We start from the raw sequence: 21,416 nt of genomic DNA, 5'->3' as shown, positions 1-21,416 counted from the left end.
CTACGCGACATCATCCGCACGCCGCCCGGCGCTGCGTCTGCCACCGGTCACCAGTTCAGTGAACTTGGTCGCGCTCAGCGGGCGGGCGAACAGCCAGCCCTGGCCGTAAATCACCCCTTCGCTTTTCAGCAGCATCGCCTGGGACTCAAACTCGATGCCTTCGGCGATCACACGCAGTTGCAGCGCATGAGCCATGCGAATGATATGCGGCGCCACGCCACTGCTGGCGGCATCGTGACCGAGGGCGTCAATGAAAGCTTTGTCGATTTTCAGACAATCCACCGGCAGCGTCTGCAGGTACGCCAGGCTGCAGTAACCGGTGCCGAAGTCATCAATCAGCACTTGATGGCCCCGATCTCGCAGCGCCTGGAGATGATTGCGCGCAACCACTACGTCCACGAGGCCGCGCTCAGTGACCTCGAACGCAATCTGCCGAGGCGCGACGCGGTGCAATGCCAGCAGCTTGGCGGTCACTCGACCGATGCGTGGGGCCATGACATCGCACGCTGCCAGATTGACCGACACGTACAGGTGCGGATTGGCGCGTAACAGATGGCCCAACTGTTCAAGCAACTGCTGAAGCACGAAATCAGTGATCTGGCGGATCTGCCCGGTGTTTTCCGCCAACGGAATGAAAAGGTCAGGGCTGGTCAGTGTGCCGTCCGGTCGTCGCCAGCGCACCAGGGCCTCAGCCCCCACGCACAGCCGGGTATTGAGGTCGAAAATGGGCTGATACAAAACCTTCAACTCGCCCCGACGCAGGGCTCCGTGCAGCTCGCCGCCCAGGGACAGACGCTGGCGCACCAGTTGCAGGACAAGAATTCCGAGGCACAGCGAGATCAGCACGCTGGCCGGGACCAGCAACCACCATGCGCCGGTGACCTTCTGTTGCAAACCACTGCGCGGCGTGATCAGGACCAATTGGTATTCCGGGCTCTGAGTCGGCATCCGGTAGACGAGTTTGTCCTGAGTGGTCATCAGCGTTTCGGTGGAGGTCGGCGACCAGTCGGGGGTAGGCGGCCATGTTTGAGGCGGGCCCAGGACCGGGACTGCTTTGGACCCGCGATCCAGCACCACTACCAGGCTGCCGCCCGCCGGCAGGTCGACAACATCCGTCAGGTGACCGCGGGAGGTGGATACACGAAACTCCCCGCGCCCGAGCATCAATGAAGCGAGGTTGTCGTCAGGCTGGGTGGAGGTGTTGAGCCAGTAATCATAAGTAGGGCCGCGAATGTCCGGTGGCCTCGGCTTGCCTATCAGGCTCTGGCGCGTCCAGCTGGAGCAGAACTGGCCTTCATTGATGTAAGCCACTTCATAGATAAAACGGTAGCGTGAGTTCACCTGACGCAACTGCTCGATCATCTCCGGGCTGCAGCCACGCAAGGGCTGCGCTTCAAGCTGATCGAGCCCGGCCCTCAACTGACCGAATAATTGCTCCAGTCGCACCAGAAAGCGCTCGCCCTGTGCATTCATTTGGGCACGTTCGTCCTGCCGGGCCTGATGCATCGCCAGCCCAAAGCTGCCCGCCAGCAAGACGGCCGCGCTTAACAGCGCGGCCACTAATGCCAGAATCCATGGACGGTAGAGAAAAGAGCGCAGTCGCGGCGTCGCCGTGAGCATCGACAGTCATCCAGGTGGTGGGATTGCATAACCACTGAGGTATAGCAACAAGCGCAGAAATAGTCTGGAAAAAACTGACAATTAGTGGAATTTAGTGCCTTAAGTTAAGCACTTGCAGCATCGCTGCACTTTGCAGGTCCGGCTCACCGTCAAATTTTTGTGGCCGAAAATGCATCTGGAACGCAGCCAGCGTGTGACGTGTTGCGATGTCCAGCTCTCCGGTCTGAGGGGTCGAATAACCCAGCAGCGCCAGTTGTTGCTGGAACCACACGATATTCGGCACGACGTCCATCAACTGGGTTTGACGTTGTGCAACCTGCTGTTCATCCGGCCAGATTCCCAGGCCTTCCTGAGCCAGCCGCTTCCACGGGAACAACGGCCCCGGATCAAGTTTGCGCAGGGGCGCGATATCACTGTGGCCAATGACGTGGCGCGGTTCGATGTGATTGCGTTTGACGATGTCTTTGAGCAGGACGATCAGCGCCTGAATCTGCGCCTCGCTGTAGGGATACCAGAGCCGACCCGTCGGCGTGTCGCGGTAGCCCGGATTGACGATCTCGATGCCGATGCTGCTTGAGTTGAGCCAGGTGCGCCCGTCCCATTCGCTTTCACCGGCGTGCCACGCGCGTTGGGACTCGTCAACCAGCTTGTAGGTGGTGGCCGGGCCGTCGCCGATCAGGTAGTGCGCGCTCACTTCACCGTGGGTCAGCAGCTCCAGTGACCGGTCGAGGGAGGCGGAGGTGTAATGAACCACCACAAACTGCACACGGCTGTCGAAATTCACAGAAGGGTGGCTGGTGTCGATCTTCGGACCGCTGCTACAAGCGCTTAGCAGCAACAGCAGAAATAGGGCACAAATAGACTTCATGGCGGCACGACGTGTAGGCAAATAATGCAACAGTGTAACGTAACGCCCGTTGCGCATTCAAAAATGCATCATGCCCGTGCTGCCAACCAGACGAAACGTTCAGCCCTGCTCGATGCGGTTTCGCCCCTCGTGCTTGGCGCGATACAGCGCCTGATCCGCGCGTTTGAGCACAACGTCGCTGCGCTCCCCGGAGCGAACCGGGTGATACCCGTGGACACCGTGACCGTCACAGGCTCGCCCTTGAAGTGAAACGGGCACTGTTCGATGCCCTCGCGCAGACGCTCCAGCAGCGCCAACCCCTCATCCATCGGCGTGGTCGGCAGCAGAATCACGAACTCTTCACCGCCAAAACGCGCAATGAAGTCAGAAGCCCGCAAGCGCTTTCGCAGCTGCCCGGCGATGATCTTCAGAACCTTGTCACCCGCCAGGTGGCCATAGCCGTCGTTGATGCGCTTGAAGTGATCCAGGTCGAGAATGCCGAGCAGCAGGCTTGAGCGCTTACGCTGCAACTGGTCGATCTCATGCTCCAGCCGCTCGTTCCACGCCGCGCGGTTGGGCAGGCCTGTCAGCGTATCGATGAGCGCTTTTTGTCGTTGCTCTTCCAGATGAACCCGGAAGCCCAGCGCCTCCTGCTCCATCGTGGCCACGCGGCTGGAAAGGGCTTGCAGGCGGGTGGCGACTTCTTGTTCGCGCTGATCGCGTTGCTGCTGATGATGATCCATGGTGCCAATCAGCCCTTCAAGACGGCTTTCCAGCACGTGCTTCAGGCTGTCCAGATCGGCCGCCTGCTGCACACTGGTTTGCAGGTCGCCAACATGTTCGCGCAATTGATGGTCCAGTTGCCGCGATGCCGATTGCTGATCGGCATGGTTTTCGCTGGCTGCCAGCAAGCCACTCTGAAACGACTCAAGGCGCTCATTGAGCTGCTTGAGATAGGCCTCAAACTCATGCTGTCCGCTGTCATTGACGGCGAGCATCAGCACGGCGAGATCGTCGAGGATCGGCAGCAGTTCGTACCAGTTCAGCCCATGCTCAAGCCGGACGCGCATGGCTTCGGCTTGCGGACGATGATGTTCGGGCAGCGTCAGTTCATCGAGAAGCCCTAGTAGGGTTTCTTCGATGTGGGCGGCAACGGAGCTGTAACTGGGCTCGGGCGAAGAGGGCAGCGCGTAGGGGCTGTCTTCTTCTGCAGCGGTCTCGTCAGGCGCATCGTCTTCAGCGACCATTTCGATGTCGCCGGCAATAACAACTGCTTCAGCAGTCTCTTCAGGATCCGGAGCGGGCGCTTCAGCCGCAGGCTCGGAAGCTTCGGCGTGTGAAGACTCGGCGGCGGAGGGCTGCGGGACGTCAGCGGCGTGGAGCGGCGCCTCGGGTTCTTCGTCTGGCTGGGCCGGCTCTGGCTCTGGCTCTGGCTCTGGCTTGGACTCGGGCATTACCGGCTGGACTGCAACGTCCGAGTGGGGCGTCGGGATGGAGCGCTCGGGCTCTTCGGCGACAGGCTGGGGAACGGGCGGGACGGTGCTGCGAAGTTCAGCCTCCAGCTCGGTGTTCTCCGGGACAGCTTCGGGCACGGCGGCTGAATGCTGAGGCGCTTCATCAGAACCTTGAATCCCCCCGGCTCGCTAACTGAATGGGGCAAATCACCCTCGCCGTCAGCCTCACGGTGACTGCCGAACAATCGCTGGAGAAAACCCGGGCGGGATGCTTCATCCGGGTGTTCGATCTGCGACAGCGCCTGCCCTTGGAGTCCGCTCAACTCACTTAATAGCAGCGGCAGCTCACGGGCTTGAGTGATGCGATCTTCAAGACTCTTGGCGAATCGCTTGAGCGGCTTGCTGACGTCTTTGGGCAGCGGCAACGCCTGCAACTGCGCGACCAGCGACGTCAACGCCGTGCCCATTTGCTCGACGCGCTGTTCGCGACGCTGCTCGGAGTCCAGCACCGCCTTTTCAAGGCGCGGAATCAGAGCGGCAAGGCCTGCGTCCATGTCGTCCTTGCGAACGATCTCGCGCATTTCCTTCATGCACGCATCAACCGCCTTGTCGGCACCTTCGGCCGCCAGACTGCTGCGCACAAGGCCTCGACGCAGCAAGTCGAGCCGCGCGTTCCAGCGCCGCTCCAGTTTGTCTTGCTGCTCGATGCTCTTGAGGTACTTCTCTTTCCAGCGCTGCGCTTCGTCGGTCATTCCACAGGTCCGCGAGGAGATGTGCTTGTTATCGGCAGCGAGTCACCGATTAATGAGGCCGGCAAGCGAATCTCCACCGCGACGGGCAGATGATCGGAAATGGGATGAGCGAGCACCTGCACTTTTTCAAGGGTCAGGGTCGGGCTCAGGAGGATGTGGTCCAGGCATCGCTGCGGACGCCAACTGGGGAAAGTCGCCTCGACCTGCGGTGCAAGCAGGCCGAGATCTCGCAGTGGAGACGTTTGCAGCAGGTCATTGGCGTGGGTGTTCATGTCGCCCATCAGCACCTGATGGCGATAGCCGCCAATCAGCTCGCGAATGTAGGCGAGCTGTCGCGTGCGAGTGCGTGCGCCCAGTGCCAGGTGCATGACCACCACCACCAGCGCCTCCGGACCTTCGCCGAAGCGAACGAGAATGGCGCCACGCCCGGCCGGGCCTGGCAGCGGATGGTCTTCGATGTCCCACGGGCGCAAGCGGCTGAGCACGCCATTGCTGTGCTGGGCGAGACGGCCGAGGTTTCGATTGAGTTGCTGATGCCAGTACGGAAACGAACCGAGCTGGGCAAGGTGTTCAACCTGGTTGATATAGCCCGAGCGCATACTGCCGCCGTCGGCTTCCTGCAAGGCGACCAGATCATAGTCGCGCAGCAGATCGCCGATCTTCTGAAGATTCCCGGCTCTGCCATTGTGGGGCAGCAGATGCTGCCAACCCCTGGTCAGGTAATGCCGGTAGCGTTCGGTGCTGTTACCCACCTGGATATTGAAGCTGAGCAGGCGAAGCCGACCGTCGGCCGGCAGGCCTGTCTCGTGAAGATGATGCTCGTTGACCTTCGGCGTGTGCCGGGCAACGACCCGTTCAGTAGTTCCCCAGCGCGCCATGGTCAGCGCTTACTTGGCGGTCAGCGTTGCGCGTTCTTTGGCAATCAGCTGATCAGCCACTTGCAGCGCTTGCTCAGGACCACCAGCAGTGCCGAGGTCAAAGCGGTACTTGCCGTTGACGATCATGGTTGGAACGCCAGTAATCTCGTACTTCTTGGCCAGTTCCTTGTATTGAGCGATCTTGCCCTTCACAGCGAACGAATTGAAGGTTTCAAGGAACTTGGTCTTGTCGACGCCCTGGGTGGCGACGAATTCGGCCATGTCATTCGGGTCAGTCAGACGCTTGCCGCCTTTTTGAATGGCGTCGAACACGGCGGTGTGGACTTTCTTCTCTACGCCCATGGTGTCGAGGGTAATGAATAGCTGGCCGTGAGCGTCCCAAGGGCCGCCGAACATGGCGGGAACGCGGATGAAGTGGACGTCAGCGGGAAGTTTTTCGACCCAAGGATTGATGACCGGCTCGAAGGCGTAGCAGTGCGGGCAGCCATACCAGAACATTTCGACGACTTCGATCTTGCCCGGCTCGGAAACAGGAACAGCGCTTTTCAGCTCGACGTATTGCTTGCCGGCTTCGATGGGCTCTGCTGCTTGAGCGGTCAGACCGAACAGGCTGGTAAAAATCAGAGCGGCGCTGAGAATCAGATTACGCATGCTTAACTCCTGGGCATGGAAGGTCACTTCGGTGGCCGCAGTTCGACCGGCCGAGGTGATATGAGTTCGCAAGTGTAACGCCTGCGGCCGTAAAAAAGAGCAGCCGTTCGCTACCCTTTTTGGCCCGTCCGGGCAGCTCTGTCGGCAATTTGTTTTACCAACCGTGTCCGTCAGTATCGCGGTCCCGACGCTCAATGAAGGCCTTGAATGTAAGCCGCGAGCGCTTCGATATCCTTGTTGCTCAGTTTCGCGGCAATGGTGCGCATGACCCGCGTGTCGCCGTCGTTGCTGCGATCACCTTCGCGGAACGCCGTGAGCTGTTTCTTGATGTAGTCGGCGTGCTGCCCACTCAGGTGCGGAAAACCTGCCGTTGCAATCCCCGCACCGTCTGGAGAATGGCAGCCGGTGCAGGCCGGCATACCCTGATCGAGCTTGCCAAAGCGAAACAGCGCTTCACCAAGCGAGACGAGATCGGGATCGGCAGTGCCGACGCTGCCTTTCTGGCCGGCGTAATAAGCGGCGATGTCGGCCAAGTCCTGATCGGTGAGCGGATTGAGCTGCCCAGTCATTTCCAGCACAACCCGTTTGCCGTCCTTGATGTCGTGCAGTTGGTTGAGCAGATAGCGCTCACCCTGGCTGGCGAGCTTCGGGAAGATGGGGACCAGGCTATTGCCGTCAGGGCCATGGCAAGCGCCGCAAACCGCTGTTTTCGCCTGGCCGGCGACCGGATCGCCCGCTGGCGAGTCAGCGGCCTGCACGAAGCCATTGAGGCTCAGAGTCAACAGCAGGCTCGACAGAAATGCGTTCATGGGTTGATCCGATGCGGCTGAAAGTGCGGCCCTCATGATGGGCTGTCTTGAGAGGAAGCGGCCTGTTTTTGGACGTTTCAGTGCACAGGCCAGGCGGGTTCTCGCGTCGGCAACACCCTTGCGGGGGCAGGACAAGGCACACATGAAAACCCGCGGCATTATATACTCGCGCCCATTGAACGGAAAAAGACACCCCGTTGCCGCGCACGTCGCAACGCCCTCACCGGATATCCCATGCAACTCAAGAACCCTATTCTCGGCCTGTGCCAACAAGCCAAGTTCATGCTCAGCGCTGCCAAAGTCGACCAATGCCCGGATGACGAAGGCTTTGAAGTCGCATTCGCCGGCCGCTCCAACGCCGGTAAATCCAGCGCGCTGAACACCCTGACTCACGCCAGCCTGGCGCGCACGTCGAAAACCCCCGGCCGTACCCAGCTGCTGAACTTTTTCAGCCTGGACGACGACCGCCGTCTGGTCGACTTGCCCGGCTACGGTTACGCGAAGGTGCCGATTCCGCTGAAGCTGCACTGGCAGCGCCACCTCGAAGCCTACCTGGGCGGCCGTGAAAGTCTGAAGGGGTTGATCCTGATGATGGACATCCGCCACCCGATGACCGACTTCGACCTTCTGATGCTCGACTGGGCGATCGCCAGTGGTATGCCGATGCATATTCTGCTGACCAAAGCCGACAAGCTGACCTTTGGCGCGGCGAAAAACACGCTGCTCAAAGTCCAGTCTGAAATCCATCGCGGTTGGGGTGACGCAATCACCATCCAGCTGTTCTCGGCACCCAAGCGCATGGGCCTGGAAGAGGCTTACACCGTGCTGGCCGACTGGATGGAGCTGGAAGACAAGGCACCGGCGGCCTGAATCGCAGGCAAAAAAACCCCGGACTTCATGTGGGGAGGGAAGTTCGGGGTCCAAGTCCAGACCTCTCGGGAGGGGTCCGGATATCTGCCAACACTTAACACAACATAGGAGCATGAACGGCTACGTCAGCCATTCGCAAAATCAGACCGGGTTTTGTCCGCCGAAGTTCAAAAACCGGCGGAAATTTAATGGCAGAGCGCGGTTCCGATTCCGCTCGGAACCGGAACGACAAGGCGCTATTAATGCGCCTCATCCCAGTTGTTGCCCACACCCACTTCGACCAGCAGCGGAACATCCAGCTCGGCCGCGCCGCTCATGTGCACGCGGATGTCTTTGCTGATCTGCTCGACCAGATCTTCACGCACCTCCAGCACCAGTTCATCGTGAACCTGCAGGATGACGCGAGCATCCAGACCTGACGCATCCAGCCAGCCGTTCACCGCCACCATCGCCCGCTTGATGATGTCAGCCGCCGTACCTTGCATCGGCGCGTTGATCGCCATGCGTTCGGCACCTTTGCGCAGCGCCTGATTCTTCGCGTTGATGTCCGGCAGGTACAGGCGACGGCCGAAGATGGTCTCGACGTACCCTTGTTCCGCCGCCTGAGTACGAGTGCGCTCCATGTAATTCAGTACGCCGGGATAGCGCGCGAAATAGCGATCCACGTACGCCTGGGACTGCTTGCGATCGACACCAATTTGCTTGGCCAGCCCGAACGCGCTCATGCCGTAAATCAGCCCGAAATTGATCGCCTTGGCGCTGCGACGCATGTCGTTGGTCACGTCCGGCAGTTCGACACCAAATACCTCGCCCGCGGTCGCCCGATGCACATCCAGGTCGTTGCGGAAGGCATGCAGCAAACCTTCGTCCTTGGCCAGATGCGCCATGATCCGCAGCTCGATCTGCGAGTAGTCCGCCGCCAGCAGCTTGTAGCCTTGAGGGGCGACAAACGCCTGACGAATGCGACGGCCCTCGGCGGTGCGGATGGGTATGTTCTGCAGGTTCGGGTCACTGGAGGACAGACGCCCGGTCACCGCCACCGCCTGATGGTAGGAGGTGTGAATTCGCCCGGTGCGCGGGTTTATCTGCTCCGGGAGGCGATCGGTGTACGTGCTCTTCAGTTTGCTCATCGAGCGGTACTGCATCAGCACTTTCGGCAGCGGATATTCTTGCTCGGCCAGTTCCGCGAGCACCGCTTCAGCCGTGGACGGCTGGCCGGTGGCGGTCTTGCTGATGATCGGCATGCCGAGCTTTTCGTAGAGAATCACCCCGAGCTGCTTAGGCGAGCCGAGATTGAACTCCTCACCGGCGATGGCGAACGCTTCGCGCTCAAGCTCGGTCATCTTGTTGCCCAGCTCGACGCTCTGATTGCCGAGCAGGTTGGCATCGACCAGCGCGCCTTGACGCTCGATGCGCGCCAGTACAGGCATGAGCGGCATTTCGATATCGTTCAGTACCGGGGCCAGACTCGGCGTCTTGGCGAGTCGGTCTTGCAGCACTTCGTGCAGGCGCAGCGTCAGGTCGACCTCTTCAGCCGCATACGTACCAGCCTGTTCCAGCGCGATCTGGTCGAAACTCAGCTGCTTTGCACCTTTGCCTGCGATGTCCTGGAAATTAACCGGCGTGTGGTCCAGGTACTTGGCGACCAGGCTGTCACGGTCGTGACGCGTCGCGGTGGAATCGAGCACATAGGATTCGAGCATCGTGTCGAACTTGACGCCCTGCACGTTGATGCCTTGGTTCTGGTCACCATCGATGGCGCAGTTGGCCAGCAGGTTGATCGCAAACTTGGCGTGCTGGCCGACCTTGATTTTGCTCGCGTCCTCCAGCATCGGCTTGACCGCTTTCAGCACCGCTTCGCGGTCCAGTTGCTGCTGCACGCCCATATAGGAATGGGTGAGCGGGATATAACAAGCTTCGTGGGTCTTGATCGCGAACGACAGGCCTACGATCTGCGCGCGCTGGGCGTCGGTGCCGTTGCTCTGCACCACGAAGGCGAACAGTTGCGCGGCTTCAAGCTTTTTCAGCCAGTCGTCGAATTGGGTCTGCTCAAGAATGAGTTCGTACCTGGCCTCGATGACGGGCGCGGGCTCGGCAGCGGGAATAACTTCAGCACCTTCCTGGCGGGCGTCACGCTGCAGATCGGTGATCCAGCTCTTGAATTCCAGCTCGGTGTACAGCGCCATCAGCGCTTCACGATCAGGCTCGCCGCAGTGCAGAGCGTCGAGTTCGATGTCCAGCGGTACGTCGATCTTGATGGTCGCCAGCTCGTAGGATAGGAAGGCCATCTCCTTGTGTTCTTCGAGTTTGGCCGGCAGGGATTTGGCACCCCGAAGCGGCAGCGTTGCCACTTTGTCGAGGTTCGCGTAAAGCTCTTTCAGGCCACCGTTGATGCCCATCAGCAGGCCCGCTGCGGTTTTCTCACCGACACCCGGGACACCGGGGATGTTGTCGACTTTGTCGCCCATCAACGCGAGGTAATCGATGATGTGTTCCGGGCCGACGCCGAACTTCTCTTTCACGCCGGCGACGTCCAGCACGCTGCCGGTCATGGTGTTGACCAGCGTGATGTGGCCATCGACCAGCTGCGCCATGTCTTTGTCACCGGTGGAGATGACCACCGGACGATCCGCGGCCGCGCTGCTGCGCGCCAATGTGCCGATCACGTCATCGGCCTCAACGCCTTCAACGCACAACAGTGGGTAGCCGAGGCCTCGCACGCAGTTGTGCAAGAAGTCGATTTGCACCCGCATGTCGTCCGGCATGCTGGGGCGGTTGGCTTTGTACTCGCCGTACAGCGCGTCGCGGAACGTTCCGCCCTTGGCATCGAACACCACGGCAAACGGGCTTTCGGGGTATTGCCTGCGCAGGCTTTTGAGCATGTTCAGCACGCCCTTGACCGCACCGGTGGGCAGGCCTTTGGAGGTCATGAGCGGCGGCAGCGCATGGAACGCGCGGTAAAGATAAGAAGAACCGTCCACCAGGACGAGGGGCGCAAGACTCATGTGCAAGATCAACCTTTTCGGCGGGGTCGGCGCTAGAATGCGCGGACCGTTGACGACAAAGGCACAAGGTTATCATGCGCGCGCTGAATCGCCTGTTACTGCTCGGCGGGTTGATTGCCTGTCCGTGGCTGGCGGTCGCGGCGGATGACGAAGCGCCATCGGCAGAGCCTGATGTGACCATCCGTCAGGACAGCGACGGCTTCATCAAGGAGTATCGTGCGAACGGATTCGTGTACGCCGTGAAGATCACGCCCAAACACGGCAAGCCTTATTATCTGGTGCGCGCCGACGGCACAAGTGGTCAATTCATCCGTTCGGATCAACCGGACATGCTGATACCCCAATGGGTACTATTCAGCTGGTAACGCCCTACATTCACTCTCTTGCTGGCAGTCCTCTATGTCCGTTTTTACTCCCTGGCTCGGCCCGAGCTGGAAGCTTTTCTTGCCCCGTACGGGCTTGGCGCCCTGCGTGATTTTCAGGGCATCGCCGCTGGAAGTGAAAACACCAATTTCTTCATCAGCCTTGAGCAAGGCGAGTTCGTGCTGACTCTGGTCGAGCGCGGCCCGGTTCAGGAGATGCCGTTTTTCATTGAATTGCTGGATGTCCTCCACGACGCCAATCTGCCTGTGCCCTACGCACTGCGCACCACCGACGGCCAGGCCCTGCGCGAGCTGAAAGGCAAGCCGGCGCTGCTGCAACCGCGCCTGTCCGGCAGGCACCCGGCTGAGCCCAATACTCAGCACTGTGTGCAGATCGGCGAATTCATGGCGCACATGCACATGGCCACGCGCAGCGAGACTATCGAGCGCAAAACCGACCGTGGTCTGGACTGGATGCTGGAGGAGGGCGGTAATTTCATCTCCCACCTGGACGAAGCGCAGGGCGCGCTGCTGACCAAAGCCGTTGAGGAAATTCAGCGTCGCAAGGCTGCCATCATGGCGCTGCCGCGGGCTAATCTGCACGCCGACCTGTTCCGCGACAACACGCTGTTCGAAGGCACTCACCTGACGGGCGTGATCGATTTCTACAATGCTTGTTCCGGGCCGATGCTGTACGACGTGGCGATTGCCGTGAATGACTGGTGCTCGTTTGAGGATGGCACCATCGATGGGCCGCGAGCCCGGGCGTTTCTGGGTGCCTATGCCGCGCTGAGGCCGTTCACCGCCGCCGAAGCCGAGCTGTGGTCGACGATGCTGCGCGTGGGTTGCGTACGCTTCTGGCTGTCACGCCTGATCGCCGCCGAAACCTTCGCCGGGCAGGACGTGCTGATCCACGATCCGGACGAATTCCGCAAACGCCTGGAACAGCGGCAGGAAACTCACATTCCGTTGCCGTTCGCGTTGTAAAAGTCGAGAAGCAAGGTTGGAGCGCCACCCCATTTACTCCCACACATTACCGTCCATGTGGGAGTGAGCTTGCTCACGAAGGCATTGGTCCAGAGCTTACAAACCTTCCAGACACCCCGCCAGATCATCCGCCAGCTTGCTCAGCAATTGCTCATAACCCTGGGCGGTGGCGGGTGTGTAGCCGCCCAACCCGTCAAGCTCGGCCAGCTTGACCGGCAGACCTGCACTCAACGTGTCGGCCAGACGCGGGCGAAGGGGGGCTCGCTGAACACGCAGGTCTTGCCGAATTCGGTCAACCGCGCGCGCATGGCGGCGACGTGCTGAGCACCCGGCTGAACCTCGCTGCTGACGGCAAAGACGCCCGCATGCTTCAACCCATACGCTTCTTCGAAATAATCAAACGCCTCGTGGAACACGAAATACTGCTTGCCTGAAATACCGGCGACCCGCTGTTTGATTTTGGCGTCCAGCGCGTCAAGGCGTGCGCTGAAGGCTTTGACGTTGCTCTCGTAACGCGCCGCATTGGCCGGATCGGCCTGGCTCAAGTCGGCGGCCATCTTCGCCGCAATTACCCGCGCATTGACTGACGACAGCCACAAATGCGCATCGACGCTGCCCGGGCGATGATCGTGGTCATGCTCGTCTTCGTCATCATCGTGATGCTCGGCGCTGGCGGTGAAATGACGCAGGTGCATGCCCGGCAACGACTCGACCGGGACCGAGGCTTTGCTGCGCCCGGACAACACGCGGAGCAGGAATGTCTCCATGTCCGGGCCGATCCAGTAGAGCAGATCGGCTTCCTGCGCGCGCCGTACGTCGGACGGCCGTAGCGCGTAGTTATGAGGGGATGCGCCCGGCGGAAGCAGGACTTCCGGCACCGCGATTCCGTCCTGCACCGCAGCGGCGATCAGCTGCAGCGGCTTTATGCTGGTCAGTACTCGCACGCTGGCATCGGCGGCAGTGGCGGTTGAAAAACCAGTCATAAATACGACAAAAAGTAAAAAAGTCGGGACACGATAACCACTCATGGGGGCAGGAACGGGTAACATAATAACGTCTCTCTCAAAGGCCGTCGCCGCTCATGTCCAAAACACCCCTGGCCAGTCGCCCCCACGATCACTCCCACTGCGTGCACAGCGCGCTCACTGAAGCCGACTCGCTGTGCGCGGGCAAAGGCTTGCGGCTGACGGCCCTGCGTCGTCGCGTGCTGGAACTGGTCTGGCAGAGCCACAAGCCGCTGGGCGCCTATGACATCCTCGCCGTGCTCAGCGAAGAAGACGGCCGCCGCGCCGCACCGCCTACAGTGTACCGCGCGCTGGACTTCCTGCTGGAAAACGGCCTGGTGCACCGCATCGCGTCGTTGAACGCCTTCGCCGGTTGCAACCACCCCACCCACGCGCATCAGGGCCAGTTCCTGATCTGCCGCGAGTGCCACGCCGCGATCGAGTTGCAGCACGCCACCATCAGCGCCGCCATCGTCGACGCTGCCAACGAGGTGGGCTTTGACGTTGAAGCCCAGACCGTCGAAGTCGTTGGCGTGTGTGCCGGATGCAAGGCCGCCTGATGAGCGATGCACTGATCCGCCTGAAGGACGTCAGCGTGACACGCGCCGGCCAGAGCGTACTGGAACATATCCAGCTGAGCGTCAGTTCAGGTGAAATCGTCACCCTGATCGGCCCCAACGGGGCGGGCAAGACCACGCTGGTGCGCGCCGTGCTCGGGCTGCTCAAGGCTGATTCGGGCGAAATCTGGCGCAAGCCGAAACTGCGCGTTGGTTATATGCCGCAGAAGCTGCACATTGATGCCACGCTGCCGTTGTCGGTCCTGCGTTTCCTGCGTCTGGTGCCCGGCGTCGATCGCGATACCGCGCGGGCGGCGCTGGTCGAGGTCGGCGCCGAAAAGGTCATCGACAGCCCGCTGCAAGGGATTTCCGGTGGCGAGATGCAGCGCGTGTTGCTGGCGCGAGCGCTGTTGCGCAAGCCGGAGCTGCTGGTGCTCGACGAGCCGGTGCAGGGCGTGGATGTCGCCGGACAGGCCGAGCTGTACGCGCTGATCACGCAGCTGCGCAATCGGCATCAATGCGGTGTGCTGATGGTTTCCCATGACCTGCACCTTGTGATGAGCACCACCGATCAAGTGGTCTGCCTCAATCGCCACGTGTGCTGCTCCGGTCACCCCGAGCAGGTCAGTAACGATCCGGCTTTCGTTGAGCTGTTCGGCCTGAACGCGCCGAGCCTGGCGATCTATCACCACCATCACGATCATGCGCACGACCTGCATGGCGAAGTCTGCCAACCCGCTCAAGTCCACGATCACGTTCATACCCACAATCACGACCACGGGGACAGCTGCAAGCATGGCTGATTTTCTTCTTTACGCCTTGCTCGCAGGCCTCGCGTTAGCGGTAGTGGCAGGCCCCTTGGGGTCTTTCGTGGTCTGGCGGCGCATGGCTTATTTCGGCGACACGCTGTCCCATGCCGCGCTGCTCGGCGTGGCGCTGGGCTTTCTGCTGGAAATCAGTCCGACGATCGCCGTCACCGTGGGCTGCCTGTTGCTGGCAGTGTTGCTGGTGACCCTGCAGCAGCGTCAACCGCTGGCCTCCGACACGTTGCTGGGGATTCTCGCGCCAAGCACATTGTCGTTGGGTTTGGTGGTGCTGAGCTTCATGCGGGACGTGCGCATTGATTTGATGGGCTATCTGTTCGGCGACCTGCTGGCCATCAGCCCGAACGATCTGGCGTGGATCCTCGCAGGCAGCGCGTTGGTGCTGGTGTTGATCTGCGCGCTGTGGCGGCCGCTGCTGGCGATCACTGTGCATGAAGAGCTGGCGACGGTCGAAGGGCTGCCGGTGGCGACACTGCGCATGACGTTGATGCTGCTGATCGCCGTGGTCATCGCGGTGGCCATGAAGATCGTCGGCGTGTTGCTGATCACGTCGCTGCTGATCATTCCCGCCGCTGCGGCACAACGTCACGCCCGCTCGCCGGAGCAAATGGCCATGGGGGCAAGCATCATCGGCGTCGTTGCGGTGTGCGCGGGTCTGGCGTTGTCCTGGTTCAAAGACACCCCGGCAGGCCCGTCCATCGTGGTCGCGGCGGCGGCGCTGTTTCTGCTCAGCTTCCTTTTGCCCAAGCGGTAGAACCTTGGGTGGCGGGTAGAGTCATACTCCGCAATAATCTAATGGCGGCAATGTGCAATGACTCTTTGCCCGCCTACCGATAGTGATCAGTTATTTTCGGGGCAAGCCACTTGTGTGTAGACTTGCTCGTTTTTTGCGCAAATAGAGAATCGCAGGAATGAAGCCGTTCGCATCCCGTTATCTGCTGCTTGCTGCATTTTCCGTTCTGTTGAGCGCTTGCCAGAGCAAGCCCGTCGACCAGCCCGCGCCTGCGGCTGTACCCGATGCCTATCAGCAGCTGGAACAGAACATTGCCAGCAGCGAGTTGGCCACCGCGGAAGATCAACTCGCCGCGCTGCAAGGCAAATCCCCGGACGATCCTCGACTCGAGCAATACCAGCGCCAATTGGCTGAGGCTTATTTGAGTCGCAGCCAGATCGTGCTGCAAAAGGGCGACATGAACGCTGCCGCCACCGCGCTCAGCCGTGCTCGTGCCCTGATGCCAAAGGCTCCGGCGCTGACCAGTGGCGTCAACGGTGCCATCGCCCACGCCCGTAAAGCCGAGCTGGAAAAGGCAGAAGCCGATCTGCGGGCTGCCGAAGCCAAGCGCAAGGCGAAGGTGATCGACCCGAGCGCCGAAAGCACAACCATCGAGCTGAAGCTTGGAGACATGAAGCAGCTACGCCGGCAGCTGAGTGACATCGCTGAAGACGTGACAGCCTTCAACTGCGACGTCATCGTGCAAGTGCCACGCACCGACGACTACCCTTGGCTGGCGACCTTGCTGACCAAGCGCGTTACGAAGATCAACCCGGATTTCGAACTGCAGATGCAGCGTGAAATCGAGCGGACCGAGCCGGCGAAGATCGTGTTGAAACCCGCTCAGCTCTGATCGATTTTTGATCAAAAGAAAAGGCGTTGCCCTCGCGGGCAACGCCTTTTTGTTACGGGCTAGCCCTGCAAATTACGCAGGAATTGCCTTCGCTTTTGGCTCACGAGCCCAGACGCGGTGCTGCTGGATTGCATCGAAAAACGCCTTGAAGGAAGCGCTGTCCGAGACCGCCAGCAAGCCGGCATCGGCTTCCAGACGCAGCAGATCGATCAGTTTCTGAGCGTCACCCGCGTAGGCGATTGCTTTGAGATGCTTGTAGGCCTCAAGCACGTAGTGCAGTGCCACGCCGTCGCCGCTCAGCGCTTTGATCGAAGCGTCGCCGCCCGGAATGAACACAGCGTCGAACGCGACCGATGGCAAACCTTCCATCGAAGCATCGACGGCCAGCGTTGCGCCGCTCGCGGTCTTAACCGGTGCGGAGGTAGGACCCAACACCTTGGCATGTGCGCCTTCGGCTTCCAGCGCCGCTTTCATCGCCGCTACGGCTTTGTCATCGACGCCATTGGCGACCAAAATGGCAACTTTGCGCGAGGCAATGTCGGCAGGCAGCAAGTTTGCCTGGCTCAGCAGCGGCGACTTATCGACTGTCAACTTGCCGTTGCTTTGCGCTTGGGCAGTTGGGGCGGTCGGCGCTGGCAAGCCAAGGTTTTCAGCCACACGTTTAGCCAGTGTGAGATCGATATTCGCGAGAATCTCGTTCACCTGACGGGCGCGAATGTGCTCACGCTCAACCTTGCCCAGCTCGAAGCTGTAGGCCGCGATGATGTGCTCTTTCTCGTGCTCGCTCATGCTGTTGAAGAACAGCGTGGCTTGGGAGAAGTGATCGCCAAAGGAAGGGCTGCGCTCACGCACCTTCTCTGCCGAGACGCGCTCGTGATACGTCTCGAAGCCGCCATCCTGCGGACCGGCCGGGGTTTCTTTCGGCCAGCCGCCATCGATCGAGTTCGGCTCGTAGGACGCACGACCCTTGTCGATGGTGGTGCGGTGTTGCGCATCACGCTGGTTGTTGTGGTTCGGCGAGACCGGACGATTGATCGGGATCTCGTGGAAGTTCGGCCCACCCAGTCGGCTGATCTGCGTATCGGTGTAGGAAAACAACCGACCTTGCAGCAGCGGATCGTTGGAAAAGTCGATACCCGGCACGATGTGGCCTGGGCAGAACGCAACCTGCTCGGTCTCGGCGAAGTAGTTGTCCGGGTTACGGTTGAGCACCATCTTGCCCAGCGGTGTTACCGGCACCAGCTCTTCCGGGATGATTTTGGTCGGGTCCAGAAGGTCGAAGTCGAACTTGTGCTCGTCTTCCTCGGCGACGATCTGTACGCCCAGTTCCCATTCCGGGTAGTCGCCCATCTCGATGGACTCCCACAGATCGCGGCGATGGAAGTCAGTGTCCTTGCCCGCCAGTTTCTGTGCTTCGTCCCACACCAGGGAGCAGGTACCGTACTTGGGCTTCCAGTGGAATTTGACGAAGGAGGACTTGCCCTCGGTGTTGATCATGCGGAAGGTGTGAATGCCGAAGCCCTGCATGGAGCGCAGGCTTTTCGGGATCGCACGGTCAGACATGGTCCACAGCACCATGTGTGCGGATTCCGGCACCAGGGAAACGAAGTCCCAGAACGTGTCGTGAGCCGAGCCGCCGGTAGGGATTTCGTTATGGGGCTCTGGCTTCACCGCATGTACGAAATCGGGAAACTTGATGGCGTCCTGGATGAAGAACACAGGCATGTTGTTGCCGACCAGGTCGTAGTTGCCTTCGCCTGTATAGAACTTGACTGCGAAACCGCGTACGTCACGGACGGTATCGCCGGAGCCGCGTGGGCCCTGAACTGTGGAAAAACGTACGAAGACCGGGGTTTTCTTGCCCGGATCGCGCAGGAATTCGGCCTTGGACAGCGCGGAATGGTTCTCGTAGGTCTGGAAATAACCGTGCGCCGCCGTGCCGCGCGCGTGGACGATGCGCTCCGGAATGCGTTCATGGTCAAAATGCGTGATTTTCTCGCGCATGATGAAGTCTTCGAGCAGCGAAGGGCCGCGCGAGCCAACTTTCAGCGTGTTCTGGTTGTCGGAGATCTTTACGCCCTGATTGGTGCGCAAAGCCTCGCCGGTAGCGTCGGAGCGGAACGTTTCAAGACTTTCGACCTTGGCGTTGGTGTTGCCACGGTCCAGCGTGTCAGTGCCAGCCAGTTCACTGTTGGCGTTGGCGCTAACAGGTGGATTGGTGTTCGTACTCATCAGACAAAACTCCTCAGTTCGGACGGCTCCTTTTTGCGCACCAGGGTGTGGCGGCGGCAGGAGCTCGTAAGCGGAAATGCCTGACACGAAGTCAGGCATTATTCAGGCGCTAAGTAAGTGACTGATGATGAAAACAGCCGTTCCGTTTGTTTTTCCGATTCTTCGATTTTCATCATCAGACTGACAGTCGGCCATCCATATGACCGTTCAGCAGGTTCGGTGCGAAATAAATGCTAAGAAGGCTGGGCCCAACCCGGATTCGACAGGCTAAAATGCGCGCCCGGTTTACCCAGCCGTAGCCGAAATGGCATCGCTCAGCAGCGTGATGAAGGCATGAGTCTCCACGCTGATTTTTCAACGCGCCCCACAAGGTTCGCTCCGTGATCGAGTTTCAGAACGTCCACAAAACCTATCGGGTCGCCGATCGGGAAATTCCCGCGCTGCACCCCACCAGCCTGCGCATCGAAAATGGCCAGGTGTTTGGCCTGATCGGCCACTCCGGCGCCGGCAAGAGCACCATGCTGCGCCTGATCAACCGCCTTGAAGCGCCCAGCGGCGGCAAGATCCTGGTTGATGACGTCGATGTCACCGCGCTGGACGCCGACGGCCTGCGCGGCTTCCGCCGTCAGGTCGGCATGATTTTCCAGCACTTCAATCTGCTGTCGTCCAAGACCGTGGCCGACAACGTCGCCATGCCGCTGACCCTGGCCGGGGACATGTCCCGCGCGCAGATCGATCAGCGCGTGGCCGAATTGCTCGCCCGCGTGGGTCTTTCCGATCACGCCAAAAAATATCCGGCGCAATTGTCCGGCGGTCAGAAGCAACGCGTCGGCATCGCCCGCGCGCTGGCGACCAAGCCGAAAATTCTGCTGTGCGACGAGGCCACCAGCGCCCTCGACCCACAAACCACGGCATCGGTGTTGCAGCTGCTGGCCGAGATCAATCGCGAACTGAAGCTGACCATCGTTTTGATCACCCACGAAATGGACGTGATCCGTCGTGTTTGTGATCAGGTGGCGGTCATGGACGCGGGCGTCATCGTTGAGCAGGGCGCTGTGGCCGATGTGTTTCTGCACCCCAAGCACCCGACCACTCGGCGCTTTGTGCAGGAAGACGAAGAAGTCGACGAAAACCAGCTGAACAGCGATTTCGCCCACGTTCAGGGCCGTATCGTGCGCCTGACGTTTCAGGGCGAAGCGACCTACGCGCCATTGCTTGGAACGGTCGCGCGGGAAACCGGCGTGGACTACAGCATTCTGGCCGGCCGTATCGACCGCATCAAAGACACGCCTTACGGGCAATTGACGCTGGCCATCACCGGTGGTGACATGGACGCCGCGTTTGCCCGCTTCACCGCAGCCGACGTTCACATGGAGGTCCTGCGCTGATGGACACTTTTCTCAACCTGTTTTCCAACGTCGACTGGTACGAAATCTGGCTGGCGACCGGCGACACCCTGATCATGCTCGGCGTCTCGCTGGCCTTCACCGTCCTGCTGGGCTTGCCGCTCGGCGTGCTGATGTTCCTGACCTCGCCGCGTCAGTTGCTTGAGAACAAGCCGGTCTACACCACCGTTGGCCTGATCGTGAACATGCTGCGGGCGCTGCCGTTCATCATCCTGCTGATCGTGATGATGCCGCTGACGGAAATCATCACCGGCACCTCGCTGGGCATTCTCGGCACGCTGCCGCCATTGATCGCAGGCGCCACCCCGTTCTTCGCCCGCCTGGTGGAAACCGCGCTGCGGGAAGTGGACCGCGGCATCATCGAGGCCACTCAGGCCATGGGCGCAACGACCCGGCAGATCGTGATCAAGGCGCTGTTGCCTGAAGCACGTCCGGGCATTCTTGCCGCAATCACCGTGACTGCGATTGCGCTGGTGTCGTTCACGGCCATGGCCGGTGCGGTCGGTGCCGGTGGCCTGGGCGATCTGGCGATTCGCTACGGTTACCAACGCTTCCAGAACGATGTGATGTTTGTGACGGTCGTATTGCTGCTGGTGCTGGTGCAGATCCTGCAAACCGTCGGCGACAGACTGGTCGCGCACTTTTCACACCGTTAACCGAATTCGCCGGTCACTGACCGGCCAATGCATGCCACCGCGCGTGCATTTCAGGAGTAGTAGACATGAAGAAGTTGTTGGCTGTATTCGCTGCTGTGGCGGCGCTGTCTGCCCATGCTGACGAGACCTTGACCGTGGCGGCCTCCGCCGTGCCCCACGCCGAGATTCTCGAGTTCGTGAAGCCGATGCTGGCAAAGGAAGGTGTGACGCTGAACGTGAAGGTGTTCAACGATTACATTCAGCCGAACGTGCAGGTCGATCAGAAGCGCATGGACGCCAATTTCTTCCAGCATCAGCCGTATCTGGATGAGTTCAACAAGGGCAAGGGCACCCATCTCGTGAGCGTGGCCAAGGTTCATATCGAACCTTTTGGCGCTTACTCGGACAAGCTCAAGAGCCTCGCCGAGCTGCCGGACGGCGCTAATGTCGCGATCCCGAATGACGCCACCAACGAGGGCCGTGCTCTGTTGCTGCTGGTCAAGGCCGGGCTGATTACCCTGAAGGATCCGAACAGCATCACCGCCAAGCCAGGCGACGTTCAGCAGAACCCGAAGAACCTGAAATTCCGCGAACTGGAAGCCGCTACTCTGCCACGCGTGCTGACGCAGGTGGACCTGGCGCTGATCAACACCAATTACGCCCTGACCGCCAAGCTTGATCCGACCAAGGATGCGTTGATCATCGAAGGATCGGAGTCGCCTTACGCGAACATCCTCGTGACCCGCGAAGACAATAAGGATGCCCCGGCCATCCAGAAACTGGTCGCCGCACTGCACAGCCCGGAAACCAAGGCGTTCATCGTCGAGAAGTACAAAGGCGCGGTCGTTCCGGCGTTCTGATCCCCCACACCAATGATCTCGGCGCAACGCCGAGATCA

Annotated in this window: 17 protein-coding genes and 2 pseudogenes; 10 read left to right on the top strand and 9 right to left on the bottom strand. The window is 60.4% G+C overall.

Going from position 1 to position 21,416, the window contains the following annotated elements; translation table 11 throughout:
• The 6 genes and pseudogenes from JN403_RS04955 to JN403_RS04925 form a co-directional block, all read right to left on the bottom strand.
• Entirely contained in the window at window positions 1-1,620 is a 1,620-nt protein-coding gene (locus JN403_RS04955; RefSeq protein ID WP_205485770.1) for an EAL domain-containing protein, read from the bottom strand.
• Between the two features lie 91 nt (window positions 1,621-1,711).
• Window positions 1,712-2,488 carry an N-acetylmuramoyl-L-alanine amidase gene (locus JN403_RS04950; RefSeq protein ID WP_205485767.1) on the bottom strand — a complete coding sequence of 259 codons (777 nt, stop codon included), beginning with the start codon at window positions 2,486-2,488 and terminating at the stop codon, window positions 1,712-1,714.
• 99 nt (window positions 2,489-2,587) lie between these two features.
• Window positions 2,588-4,673: pseudogene (locus JN403_RS04945) on the bottom strand (GGDEF domain-containing protein).
• On the bottom strand, window positions 4,670-5,551 hold the full coding sequence (locus JN403_RS04935) for an endonuclease/exonuclease/phosphatase family protein (protein WP_205485765.1): 882 nt from the start codon (window positions 5,549-5,551) through the stop codon (window positions 4,670-4,672). The pseudogene JN403_RS04945 and the gene JN403_RS04935 overlap by 4 nt, the downstream one beginning before the upstream one ends.
• Before the next feature lie 9 nt (window positions 5,552-5,560).
• Complete coding sequence (locus JN403_RS04930; RefSeq protein ID WP_108121293.1) at window positions 5,561-6,202, bottom strand: thiol:disulfide interchange protein DsbA/DsbL; 642 nt, start codon at window positions 6,200-6,202, stop codon at window positions 5,561-5,563.
• Between the two features lie 191 nt (window positions 6,203-6,393).
• Window positions 6,394-7,011 carry a c-type cytochrome gene (locus JN403_RS04925; RefSeq protein ID WP_205485751.1) on the bottom strand — a complete coding sequence of 206 codons (618 nt, stop codon included), beginning with the start codon at window positions 7,009-7,011 and terminating at the stop codon, window positions 6,394-6,396.
• Window positions 7,012-7,245: 234 nt separating this feature from the next.
• Here JN403_RS04925 and yihA point away from each other — a divergent pair, with 234 nt between their 5' ends.
• The gene (gene yihA / locus JN403_RS04920; protein WP_065987940.1) at window positions 7,246-7,881 is read left to right on the top strand and encodes a ribosome biogenesis GTP-binding protein YihA/YsxC; all 636 of its coding nucleotides are present in this window, start codon (window positions 7,246-7,248) and stop codon (window positions 7,879-7,881) included.
• Window positions 7,882-8,120: 239 nt separating this feature from the next.
• Here yihA and polA read toward each other — a convergent pair whose 3' ends face one another.
• Window positions 8,121-10,886 carry a DNA polymerase I gene (gene polA / locus JN403_RS04915; protein WP_205485749.1) on the bottom strand — a complete coding sequence of 922 codons (2,766 nt, stop codon included), beginning with the start codon at window positions 10,884-10,886 and terminating at the stop codon, window positions 8,121-8,123.
• A gap of 74 nt (window positions 10,887-10,960) precedes the next feature.
• Between polA and JN403_RS04910 the strand changes: the two genes are divergently transcribed.
• Both JN403_RS04910 and JN403_RS04905 read left to right on the top strand, forming a co-directional pair.
• Window positions 10,961-11,251, top strand: coding sequence for a DUF2782 domain-containing protein (locus tag JN403_RS04910; RefSeq protein ID WP_065987944.1), 291 nt, complete (start codon window positions 10,961-10,963; stop codon window positions 11,249-11,251).
• Between the two features lie 51 nt (window positions 11,252-11,302).
• Entirely contained in the window at window positions 11,303-12,235 is a 933-nt protein-coding gene (locus JN403_RS04905; protein WP_205487229.1) for a homoserine kinase, read from the top strand.
• Window positions 12,236-12,331: 96 nt separating this feature from the next.
• On the opposite strand, the pseudogene JN403_RS04900 reads toward JN403_RS04905, so the two are convergent.
• A pseudogene (locus JN403_RS04900) lies at window positions 12,332-13,218 on the bottom strand (zinc ABC transporter substrate-binding protein).
• A gap of 98 nt (window positions 13,219-13,316) precedes the next feature.
• Between JN403_RS04900 and JN403_RS04895 the strand changes: the two are divergent.
• From JN403_RS04895 to JN403_RS04880, 4 genes are all read left to right on the top strand, one after another.
• Entirely contained in the window at window positions 13,317-13,799 is a 483-nt protein-coding gene (locus JN403_RS04895) for a Fur family transcriptional regulator (protein WP_192130555.1), read from the top strand.
• A complete protein-coding gene (gene znuC / locus JN403_RS04890; RefSeq protein WP_205485746.1) occupies window positions 13,799-14,599 on the top strand; it encodes a zinc ABC transporter ATP-binding protein ZnuC in 801 nt (266 codons plus the stop codon). Before JN403_RS04895 ends, znuC begins: the two co-directional genes overlap by 1 nt.
• Window positions 14,592-15,374 (top strand): zinc ABC transporter permease subunit ZnuB, encoded by a 783-nt coding sequence (gene znuB / locus JN403_RS04885; RefSeq protein WP_205485737.1) that lies wholly within the window; start codon window positions 14,592-14,594, stop codon window positions 15,372-15,374. Before znuC ends, znuB begins: the two co-directional genes overlap by 8 nt.
• 157 nt (window positions 15,375-15,531) lie before the next feature.
• Window positions 15,532-16,245 carry a PA5502 family lipoprotein gene (locus tag JN403_RS04880; protein WP_205485726.1) on the top strand — a complete coding sequence of 238 codons (714 nt, stop codon included), beginning with the start codon at window positions 15,532-15,534 and terminating at the stop codon, window positions 16,243-16,245.
• 72 nt (window positions 16,246-16,317) lie between these two features.
• Here JN403_RS04880 and katE read toward each other — a convergent pair whose 3' ends face one another.
• The gene (gene katE, locus JN403_RS04875; RefSeq protein ID WP_122623670.1) at window positions 16,318-18,477 is read right to left on the bottom strand and encodes a catalase HPII; all 2,160 of its coding nucleotides are present in this window, start codon (window positions 18,475-18,477) and stop codon (window positions 16,318-16,320) included.
• A 380-nt stretch (window positions 18,478-18,857) separates the two neighbouring features.
• Between katE and JN403_RS04870 the strand changes: the two genes are divergently transcribed.
• From JN403_RS04870 to JN403_RS04860, 3 genes are all read left to right on the top strand, one after another.
• Entirely contained in the window at window positions 18,858-19,865 is a 1,008-nt protein-coding gene (locus JN403_RS04870; protein ID WP_074886255.1) for a methionine ABC transporter ATP-binding protein, read from the top strand.
• Window positions 19,865-20,539 (top strand): methionine ABC transporter permease, encoded by a 675-nt coding sequence (locus JN403_RS04865; RefSeq protein WP_065987960.1) that lies wholly within the window; start codon window positions 19,865-19,867, stop codon window positions 20,537-20,539. Before JN403_RS04870 ends, JN403_RS04865 begins: the two co-directional genes overlap by 1 nt.
• Before the next feature lie 65 nt (window positions 20,540-20,604).
• Window positions 20,605-21,378, top strand: a complete 774-nt coding sequence (locus JN403_RS04860; protein ID WP_122623668.1) for a MetQ/NlpA family ABC transporter substrate-binding protein — start codon at window positions 20,605-20,607, stop codon at window positions 21,376-21,378.
• Window positions 21,379-21,416 lie beyond the last annotated feature (38 nt).

Source organism: Pseudomonas sp. 15A4, assembly GCF_016925575.1.
In the GTDB taxonomy this organism is placed as follows: domain Bacteria; phylum Pseudomonadota; class Gammaproteobacteria; order Pseudomonadales; family Pseudomonadaceae; genus Aquipseudomonas.
The sequence above is the reverse complement of the archived record's forward strand: the minus strand, read 5'-3'. Positions and strand labels throughout refer to the sequence as shown.